At 46.2% G+C, this 10,000-nt stretch carries 8 protein-coding genes; all 8 read left to right on the forward strand.

Features of this window, described 5'->3' with window-relative positions:
- Positions 1–416 precede the first annotated feature (416 nt).
- Positions 417–1,172: a ZIP family metal transporter gene (locus LDL40_RS17935; RefSeq protein ID WP_300996844.1), complete on the forward strand. Its 756-nt coding sequence runs from the start codon at positions 417–419 to the stop codon at positions 1,170–1,172.
- 261 nt (positions 1,173–1,433) lie between these two features.
- Entirely contained in the window at positions 1,434–2,213 is a 780-nt protein-coding gene (locus tag LDL40_RS17940; RefSeq protein WP_300996845.1) for a DeoR/GlpR family DNA-binding transcription regulator, read from the forward strand.
- Between the two features lie 6 nt (positions 2,214–2,219).
- Positions 2,220–4,049 carry a glutamine--fructose-6-phosphate transaminase (isomerizing) gene (gene glmS / locus LDL40_RS17945; RefSeq protein ID WP_300996846.1) on the forward strand — a complete coding sequence of 610 codons (1,830 nt, stop codon included), beginning with the start codon at positions 2,220–2,222 and terminating at the stop codon, positions 4,047–4,049.
- A 159-nt stretch (positions 4,050–4,208) separates the two neighbouring features.
- Positions 4,209–5,036: a TnsA endonuclease N-terminal domain-containing protein gene (locus LDL40_RS17950; RefSeq protein WP_300996847.1), complete on the forward strand. Its 828-nt coding sequence runs from the start codon at positions 4,209–4,211 to the stop codon at positions 5,034–5,036.
- On the forward strand, positions 5,020–7,113 hold the full coding sequence (locus LDL40_RS17955; RefSeq protein ID WP_300996848.1) for a DDE-type integrase/transposase/recombinase: 2,094 nt from the start codon (positions 5,020–5,022) through the stop codon (positions 7,111–7,113). The genes LDL40_RS17950 and LDL40_RS17955 overlap by 17 nt, the downstream gene beginning before the upstream one ends.
- Positions 7,110–8,750 (forward strand): AAA family ATPase, encoded by a 1,641-nt coding sequence (locus LDL40_RS17960; RefSeq protein ID WP_300996849.1) that lies wholly within the window; start codon positions 7,110–7,112, stop codon positions 8,748–8,750. Before LDL40_RS17955 ends, LDL40_RS17960 begins: the two co-directional genes overlap by 4 nt.
- A 145-nt stretch (positions 8,751–8,895) precedes the next feature.
- Positions 8,896–9,546 carry a hypothetical protein gene (locus LDL40_RS17965; protein WP_300996850.1) on the forward strand — a complete coding sequence of 217 codons (651 nt, stop codon included), beginning with the start codon at positions 8,896–8,898 and terminating at the stop codon, positions 9,544–9,546.
- 162 nt (positions 9,547–9,708) lie between these two features.
- Positions 9,709–10,000 (forward strand): TniQ family protein (locus LDL40_RS17970; RefSeq protein WP_367304345.1); only part of this gene is annotated, 292 nt, incomplete at its 3' end.

Below are 10,000 nucleotides of genomic sequence, written 5' to 3' on the forward strand. Positions count from 1 at the left end.
GTTGCTGAATATTGGGGTGTATAACCTGCTGGATAAAGAATACTACCGCTGGGAGCGTATTCGTTATGCCGCCAGCAGCCGGAACAATATCAGTGCCGACGGTATTCAGCGTTACAGCGAGCCAGGCCGTTATGCCAAATTGAGTGTCAGTTACAGTTTCTAAGTTTTGTTTGAGACCAGTTTCATCCTGGTGTTGTAATCCCCGCCCGCCGCGCAGTCAACAAAACTGCGGTTTCAGGGACGAAGGGGATTTTATGCTCAACCACCTGCTGGGAAGACAGGTGGTTTTTTTGTTTAAAAAAACAAAGATCCAATCAGGGAAAAAACGTTATAATGTCACAGGTTTTTTCCTGGCTGTTGCTGTTTGAACCTGACTATCTTTATCCGCTGTTATTTCCCATAGGACAGGATTTTTTATGTTGACTCTGTTTATCCTGCTGGCTGCCTTTTTGGTGATGCTGGTATCCCTGTCCGGGGCTGTGTTATTTCTGTTGCCGCAAAGCAAATTACAACGTTTTTTACCGCTGATTTTGAGCCTGGCTGTGGGGGTCTTGCTGGCCAATGCCTTTTTGCATTTATTGCCGGACGCATTGCTGCATCAGGAGTCGCATCGTCAGCTATTTGGCTGGGTATTAGCGGGTTTATTAGGGTTTTATTTTCTGGAACGTGCTTTGCAACATGGTCATCCACAATTGCCGGACCAGGCTATAAGCACAGCCAGCTATGGCAAAGTGAATCTGGTGGCCGATGGCGTGCACAATTTTATTGATGGTGTATTGATAGCCGGTAGTTTTCTGGTCGACCCTTTATTGGGTGTGACGACCACTGTTGCTATTCTGATCCACGAAATTCCGCAAGAAATTGCTGATGTTGCTGTGCTTTTGAATGCAGGTTTTAGCCGAAAAAAAGCTTTGTTGTATAACCTGTTATCGGCTGGCGCTTGTGTTTTAGGTGCTGTTGCCACTTTAACCATCAGTCACTGGTTAACGCCTAATCTGAATATCTTATTGGCTATTACAGCAGGTGCCTTTATTTATCTGGCCAGCGCCGACTTAATGCCATTGTTGCGGAAAAATGTCGAACAACCGCTCTGGTTACATGGCCTGATGATGGGCCTTGGTGTACTATTAATGCTGGTTTTGATAGGGCCTGAAGCTTCACATCAACATTAATTAGCCGTCGTACTTGAAGCTGCAGCTTTGTTGACTGTGCGCTCTCGCCCCAGTCGCATAGACAACTATGCTCCTGGGGTCTCGTTTGCTTGTCGCCTCGCTGCATCATCAATTACTTAGGCTAAACACTTCTCGTATTTAAAGCTGCAGCTTTGTTGACTGCTCACACTCTCCAGAAAATGCTGAATTTAACTTTCACTCTTGCGTTTAAGTTTCGCTTCTGTAAAATATCTTTCGAAACGAAACTTAAGTGACTGGCAGATGAACAAACGAAACACTCAACAACGCCGCCGCGCTATTCTTGACCTGCTGAATCTGCAGGGCGAAGTCAGTGTTGAGCAATTGGCCCATCATTTTGAAACCTCTGAAGTTACTGTTCGTAAAGACTTAGCTGCACTGGAAAATAACGGTTTGTTATTGCGTCGTTATGGTGGTGCAGTGCAAGTGCCACATGAACTGATTCAGGAAGCCGCGGTCGAAAAAGTTTCAGAACGAAAGCAAATTCTGGCCAAAGCCGCTGCAGAGCTTATTCGTGATCACAACCGTATTATTCTCGACAGCGGCAGCACCACAGCAGCTTTATTGCCTGAACTTTCGCATAAACAAGGTTTAGTGGTGATGACTAATTCCTTGGCTATTGCCCATGCCTTACGTGAACTGGAAAACGAACCTACGCTGCTGATGACAGGTGGCAGCTGGGATCCGCAGTCTGAGGCTTTTCAGGGCCAACTGGCGGAACAGGTTTTGCGTGCATACGATTTTGACCAGCTGTTTATTGGTGCCGACGGCATTGATCTGCAGCGTGGTACTACTACTTTTAATGAGCTGACCAGCTTAAGCCGGGTAATGGCCGAAGTGGCGCGTGAAGTAGTGGTGATGGTGGAATCCGACAAAATAGGTCGGAAAATCCACAACTTAGAATTGCCCTGGTCGTCCATTAAAATACTGGTAACAGACGACAAGTTGCCCGCCAGCGCAAAACAGCAAATCGAACAACAAGGCGTAAAAGTGATTTGCGCCCCCTTTGGCTCAGTGGAGTAAGACTTTATGTGTGGAATAGTAGGTGCTGTAGCACAACGTGACGTAGTAGAGATTCTGGTCGAGGGCTTACGTCGCCTGGAATACCGTGGTTATGACTCTGCCGGTGTGGCCATCATCAGCCCAACAGGCGAATTACAACGTATCCGCCGTTTAGGTAAAGTAAAAGAACTGTCTGACGCAGTAAAATTAACGCCTGTTGTTGGCGGCACTGGTATTGCGCACACTCGCTGGGCTACACACGGCGAACCTTCAGAGCGTAACGCTCACCCACACGTTTCCGGCAATATTTCGGTGGTGCACAACGGCATTATCGAAAACCATGGCCCGCTGCGCGAAATGTTAAAAGCCAAAGGTTATGTGTTTAATTCTGACACTGACACTGAAGTGATAGCGCACTTAGTGGCTGATGAAATGAAAACTGCTGGTTCTTTGCTAGCTGCAGTACAAACTGCGGTAAAACAATTTAACGGCGCTTACGGCACTGTACTGATGGATCAAAACGACCCAAGCCATTTAGTTGTGGCCCGTTCAGGCAGCCCATTGGTGATCGGCTTTGGTATCGGCGAAAACTTTATCGCTTCTGATCAGTTAGCCCTGTTACCAGTAACCCGTCGTTTTATGTTTTTAGAAGAAGGCGACGTGGCCGAAATTACCCGCACCAGCGTCACTGTGTACGACAAAAACGGCAAACAAGTCGAGCGCACTATCACTGAATCCACCGCCAGCTACGATGCCGGTGACAAAGGTCAGTACCGCCACTTTATGTTAAAAGAAATCTACGAACAGCCACACGCCATTACTAACACTTTAGAAGGCCGTTTAGGCTCAGATTCAGTACTGGACGAAACCTTTGGTAATGGCGCCGCTGAACTGTTCAAAAAAGTTCGTCACGTGCAAATCGTTGCCTGCGGTACTTCGTATCACTCAGGTATGGTTGCCCGTTACTGGCTGGAGTCTTTAGGTGGTATTTCCTGCAACGTCGAAATTGCCTCTGAATTCCGTTACCGCAAATCCTTTGTTCAGCCAGGCAGCCTGCTGGTCAGCATTTCCCAGTCTGGTGAAACTGCAGATACTTTAGCGGCCTTACGTTTAGCCAAAGAAGCGGGTTATATCGGTAGCTTAACTATTTGTAACGTCGCGGGTTCTTCACTGGTACGTGAATCGGATCTGGCCTTTATGACCCGTGCTGGTGCTGAAATTGGTGTGGCTTCCACTAAAGCCTTCACCACTCAGCTGGTTGGTTTGTCTATGCTGACGCTGGCTATTGGTAAATACAATGGCTTAACAGCCCAGCAGCAACAGGATATGGCACAGGCATTAAAAACTCTGCCAGCCAAACTGGAAGAAACTTTAACCCTGGCGCCAAAAATCGAAGCTCTGGCGACAGAGTTCGCCGACAAGCATCACTCCTTGTTCTTAGGCCGTGGCGATCAGTATCCTATCGCTATGGAAGGCGCGCTGAAGTTAAAAGAAATTTCCTACATTCACGCTGAAGCTTATGCCGCAGGCGAGCTGAAACACGGCCCATTAGCGCTGATTGATGCGGATATGCCAATTATTGTGGTCGCGCCAAACAACGAACTGCTGGAAAAATTACAGTCAAACGTGGAAGAAGTACGTGCCCGTGGCGGTATTTTGTATGTCTTCGCTGACGTGGATGCTCACTTTAAATCAGACGCGACGCAGCGTGTGATCAGCGTGCCACACGTGCACCCACTGATTGCACCCATCATCTACACCATCCCGCTGCAGTTATTAAGCTACTACGTTGCCATTATCAAAGGCACAGACGTAGACCAGCCACGTAACCTGGCCAAGTCGGTGACTGTAGAGTAAGATTTTGATTTTAAATAAATTTTTTTGTGGTCTGACATAATAGTTCTAAACAAGACAAAATAGTCTTAAAGCGTGACAGCAAAGAACTAAACAGAACAAAATAGTTGTAAACCATTAAAGTCCAGTTATGCTGTTTAAAAAGCATACTGGACTTTTTTTATGGCTAGAGCGCAGCAATCGCTTTCAGAAACTGAAATTGCCCGTCGCATCAAGAATGGACGCGGTCAGGGTCATGGAGAACATTATAAGCCCTGGTTTCATGTTCAGGATGTCCCATCAGATGGGCGTTCTCATCGTATTTACTCTCATAAAACGCGGCGGGTTCATCATCTGCTTTCCGATCTGGAATTAGCAGTTTTTCTTGTGCTTGAATGGTCGTCAGACATTACAGATATCAGGGAGCAATTCCCTTTAAAGCGAGATGAAACCAGAGCTCTCGCTGCAGAGCATCAACTGAGACATCCTTCTGTCCGAGGTGTTGACCAGGTGATGTCGTCAGATTTCCTTGTAGACGCTACTACTGGTCCTGACAGGCAGTTCGCTATTCAGGTGAAGCCAGTGAATGAGTTAGCCAAGCCTGAGATTATCGAGAAGCTTGAGCTGGAAAGGCGCTACTGGCAGTTAAAGCAAATCCCATGGTTTCTGGTCACCGAAGAAGAAATTGATCTGGTGATAAAACAGAACATCGAGTGGTTATATCCAACAAAAAATGATGCTGCAGTGGATCCTGCTTTGTTAGCTCAGCTGCCATTTTTATCTAAGGCATTTAGCAAAGCTCAGGACTCAAAGGTCATTGATATTTGCAAACATCTGGATACCGCATACGAGCTGGAGCTCGGCCACAGCTTACGAGATGTTCGGACTTTGGTAGCCAATGGCTTTATTAAATTTAATATCAATACGGCGTTTCGTTCTGTGAAGGCATCAGAGCTCAGGTTCTGTCAGTTTGAAGATATGGAGGCCTTGCTGCATGTGGCAAATCAATGAGGTTCTGAGATTTGACGAACAGCCCTATCGTATCTTAGCTGTGCATCCGGGCGAGCTCGTCTGGATCCAAATCGACAGCGATAAGGGGTTCCCTGAATTTATCCTGGAACTGAAGCTTATTTCCTACCTGGATGAAGGCCGGTTGCTCAGAAGCTCGGACCCTTACGCATTTCTGCATGATGAAGAGCCAGAAGTTGGGTCTGTTGCATTTAATCGACGTGAAAAAGCACTGACTATTATTCAGCCCATTATTGTTGACGAGCTGTGTTTTGAAACTAAAGCCAGAGCGCGACGGGTGACTGAAGTTGAGATGGCTGGTGTAGCAACCAAAGCGACTATTTATAAGCTACTTCGCAGGTTTTGGCAGCGAGGCCAGAAGCCCAATGCTTTATTGCCTGACTTCAAAAACAGTGGGGCCCCGGGGAAATCCAGAGCGGCATCAGGCACAACAAAAGTTGGTCGTAGCCGGTTATACGGCGATGGTTCAGGTATTAAAGTCACAGTCGATGTTGAACGAATATTTCGGGTCAGTATAGAAAAGCACTTATTAACTCAGAAAAAACTTCAAACAACGGTCGCGTATCGTCGTTTCAGGGATTTGTTTGCACAGTATCACCCTGAAGTCTTGCCTGAAGATTTCCCCACGTTACGGCAGTTCCGGTATTTTTATAACCGGGAGTACAAGAAGCCACAGCGGTTACTTGAAAGCACGAATCCCGGCATCTACAAAAAGGATATTCGCCCTTTAACCAGCACTGCCACTGCCCATGTGCTGGGCCCTGGCAGCCGATATGAGATTGATGCAACTATTGCTGATATTTACCTGGTTGCAGATGACGACCGCAGTAAAATCATAGGCAGGCCTACCCTTTACGTCGTGATTGATGTGTTCAGCCGAATGATAGCTGGTTTTTATATCGGTTTTGACAACCCTTCCTATGTGGTGGCTATGCAGGCTGTGGCAATTGCCTGCACTGAGAAGGTCACTTCCTGTAAGTCTCTTGGTATAGAGATCACTCCAGACGAATGGCCATGTGTTGGTTTGCCTGATGTTATTCTGGCTGACCGCGGAGAGATGATGAGCCATCAGGTGGATGCGCTGATTAAGGGGTTTAATCTGCGGGTTGAAAGCGCACCACCGAGACGTGGTGATGCCAAGGGTATTGTTGAAAGTTGCTTCCGTACTCTTCAGGCCGAATTTAAACCCTATGTGCCTGGTGTTGTTACTGGTAACAGAGTGAAAAAACACGGAGAGCGGGATTATCGTCTTGATGCCGTAATGACGATCACTGACTTTGCCCAAATAATGCTGAAGACTATTCTTTTCCGAAACAACTACCACGTGATGGATAAGTACGATCGTGATGCGGACCTGCCTGCTGATATCCCTTCAATTCCAATTCATTTATGGAACTGGGGCATGCAGCACAGGGTTGGTAGTTTAAGGCTGGTTGATTCTGAGCAGTTAAGGATTGCTTTGTTGCCACGGCAAAAGGTCAGTATTTCTCAATACGGTGCAAATATGTGGGGTATCTACTACAGCTGTCCAGAATTTCTTCGAGAAGGATGGCTGCTGCGAAGCCCGGAGATTCAGCGTTCTCAGAAACTGGAGGCTGCTTACAACCCCGGCTCTGCAGATACTATTTATCTGTTTCCACAACCTGGTAGCAGGACCTACTGGACTTGTACTCTTACTGATCGTAGTCGCCAATTTAGAGGCCTGACATTCTGGCAAGCTTGGGAGCTTCAGGCCCAGCAGAAACATAACATGGCAAATGCCAGGCTAGATGAAGATGCAAAACGGCGGGAACTGGATGCTTTTATAAAAGAAAAAACTACCAGTGCTATCCGCGCAACTCCAGCCATTAAAGAGTCAGGCCAAAAGCGTATTGCACAGATTAGGGGTAATAAAAAAGAGGCACGTGAAGCTGAACAGTTGCAGCGTGCTAGGCCTACAAATGAAGTAAAAGACAAAGTGCTTGCACCAGTCATTCCTCTGCGAGAAGCCGAAGAGGATTACAGTCTTCCAAGCTATGTTCCGGACTTGTTTGGTTACCAGGATGGAGAACCTGAATGAGCGCAACAAAAATTGATGCCGTTTATCGAGACGCCGATGTCACGGCTTATAAAGGCAATCCGTTTATAGAAGCTTTACCGCCACTGCAGGAATCTGTAAACAGTGCTGCAGCTCTTCGTTCAGCATCACTTTTCGATGCGTCAGATCTGCAGAAACCAAGGGTTGTTCGCGCCCACAGTATTTGCCGTATCACCAATGACTTTTTCCAGCCGCTGGGCTCTCACATGCTCCTGAGTGAGCGTGTTTCGCTAATGATTCGTGGTGGTTATGTTGGCCGTAATCCTAAAACAGGCGACCTGCAGCGGCACTTACAAAATGGCTACGAAAGAGTTCAAAGTGGCGATTTGTCTAGCTTCAGATTTGAAGAGGCGAAATCCACAGCCCAAAGTATGTTGTTGATTGGCTGCTCAGGCAGTGGCAAAACAACGTCATTAGCACGGATCCTGGATACCTATCCTCAAGTCATTTATCACCCGACTATGAATTTTGAGCAAGTGGTTTATCTGAAAGTGGACTGTTCACACAATGGTTCGCTTAAAGAAATCTGCCTGAACTTCTTTCGGGCGCTCGATAAGGCGTTGGGCTCGAATTATGAGAAAAAATATGGCCTTAAACGTAATGGTATTGAGACCATGCTGGCACTGATGGCTCAGATTGCCAACGCTCATGCGGTAGGTTTGCTGGTTATTGATGAGATCCAGCATTTAAGCCGGGCGAAATCTGGTGGCCCGGAAGCAATGCTGAATTTTTTCGTGACCATGGTGAACACCATTGGTGTGCCAGTCATGCTGATTGGCACGCCTAAAGCCCGGGATATTTTTGAAATTGATCTCAGGTCAGCCCGACGCGGCTCAGGTTTAGGTGCGATTTTTTGGGAACCGATGAAACAAGGGCCCAATGGTAAGCGTAACCCTGAGTGGGTTGCCTTTACCGATAACCTCTGGAAGCTGCAGTTATTGCAGAGCAAGGATTTGGTGTTGACCGACGATTTACGGGACCTTTGGTATGACCTGAGCCAGGGTGTTATGGATATCGTTGTTAAGCTTTTTGTGTTGTCTCAGTTAAGAGCCTTGGCTTTGGGTAAGGAGCGACTCACTCCTGGCCTGATGAAACAGGTATATAAAGACGAGCTAAAACCTGTTCATCCTATGCTGGAGGCTCTTCGATCTGGCATTCCGGAAAAAATTGCGCAGTATTCTGATTTGATGCTGCCGGAAATGGACAAGAGACTTATTCAGCTGCAAAGGGATATTGCTGGCATGAAAGTCGAAACCCCAGAGGAATTAGCGCTAAAACAGCTGGCAACCGACGATGAACGCAGAGTCTACCTGATGCTCAAAGACGATTATGATTCAAGCCTGCTCGTGGCTACGGTGCGTAGAGCATTTGCTGAAAATCCTAAGCTGACTCGCCCTCAGCTGCTACCGGTGATTTTGAATTGGCTGTCAGATGCTGACATTCCTGTTACACCAGAACAACCGAAAATACGTTCTAAGAATACCAAATCTTATCAGTGGGATACTTTGGATTGGGATGACTTGCGCTACATCAGCTCTCAGCAAGCGTCGGCTACAGGTATGCATTCGGCTTTGGGGGTTAAAGGGTTATTATTTAATTTGAGGAAGTGGGTTAGTTGAGTATAACAATTGGGAGCCGTAGCTTTGTGATCTCCACTATTGCTGTTCTGTATGATTTCAATGAAATCATTTTGACGGTTGCAGACCAGCGCGTAGATGTCGGGTCTATATTGGCCGGTAAATATCATTATGCATGGAGAGTAACTTGCTAGATTGGCGTAATATTCGAAGGTTATATGAAGAGCTTGGTGATCCCTTTCTCATGATGCCTATAAGCAGTGCCGCAACATCACTGAACCAATCACTTGAGGACTGTAATGATTCTTTTCAAGAGTTTATGGGGCCGTACGGCGTTGCTCGATCATGTTGGACTGTACCTTGTGAATTAGTGCATGAGCAGATCGGGATTGTAATTGGTAACGCCTTTGTACTAGCTCAAGTTGGTATATCTCAAGCTGTATCAATTTGTTTGAAGTTGAACGAATATTGTGCAGACATATCTAGGTTGCCAAAGTCGAAATCTGGGTTTTTAAAAGCCGAGTCAGCGTTTATTTACGACACTGACGTAAGTCAAATAGAAGCTATTGATGCTGTTGCAAATTACTTTAAGCATCATCATGAATGGCCTGATGGCTGGAGTGAAGATCATGCGAAAGGAGTTCAAAGAAATACTATTTTGATGGTAAAAAAGTTAGGTTTTTCTGAAGACGGATTAACAGATAATATGTGGAGAGCATTATTTCTTCTCAGTATCTATGACAATGATCTCGGAAAGCTCTGCCGTATGGTCTCAGATTGGAGAGAGTCTTTGCCTAAATTATTCAAAAATGATTCTAACATTTCTTCTTGTGTTTGAAGTCTAAATGCTGGGTTTAGCTTTTGAAGCGTAAAAACTTTTACAACGGATTCTACTCTATTGTTAATACCTCTACTTCTGATTGAGGTGCTGACAGAAGAGCATTTGTTAGCTCGTTTGGCTATATTCAAAAGCTAATTCTTGGTCGTCGAATTAACGATTATGCTAAATTTCCCCATACCCTATCCAAATGAGCTCATTTATAGCACAGTAGCTCGAACTGGCACTTATCTGGGCATTTCGAGCCCTAAACAGCTACTGGATGAGGTATATGGCGATCGCAAAGTGATTGCCACCATGGATCTTCCTTGTCATCTGCAGGCTATTTCTAACCAGCTGAAAAGAACAGGCCGATATTCTGTTGATGAGCTGGTTTATCAGCACACACTATTCCCGCTGTATGCCCCTTTTGTTTCTGAAGAACACAGGCTTAGGGTTCTAAAGATGATGGCCG

It is taken from the genome of Rheinheimera sp. (assembly GCF_020217005.1).
Classification (GTDB): Bacteria; Pseudomonadota; Gammaproteobacteria; order Enterobacterales; family Alteromonadaceae; genus Pararheinheimera.

Excerpts from the sequence above, each read along its gene's own strand:
- LDL40_RS17955 (WP_300996848.1), top strand. The coding sequence starts at position 5,020 with ATGTGGCAAATCAATGAGGTTCTGAGATTTGACGAACAGCCCTATCGT.
- LDL40_RS17940 (WP_300996845.1), top strand. The coding sequence starts at position 1,434 with ATGAACAAACGAAACACTCAACAACGCCGCCGCGCTATTCTTGACCTG.
- LDL40_RS17950 (WP_300996847.1), top strand. The coding sequence starts at position 4,209 with ATGGCTAGAGCGCAGCAATCGCTTTCAGAAACTGAAATTGCCCGTCGC.
- glmS (WP_300996846.1), top strand. The coding sequence starts at position 2,220 with ATGTGTGGAATAGTAGGTGCTGTAGCACAACGTGACGTAGTAGAGATT.
- LDL40_RS17935 (WP_300996844.1), top strand. The coding sequence starts at position 417 with ATGTTGACTCTGTTTATCCTGCTGGCTGCCTTTTTGGTGATGCTGGTA.
- LDL40_RS17960 (WP_300996849.1), top strand. The coding sequence starts at position 7,110 with ATGAGCGCAACAAAAATTGATGCCGTTTATCGAGACGCCGATGTCACG.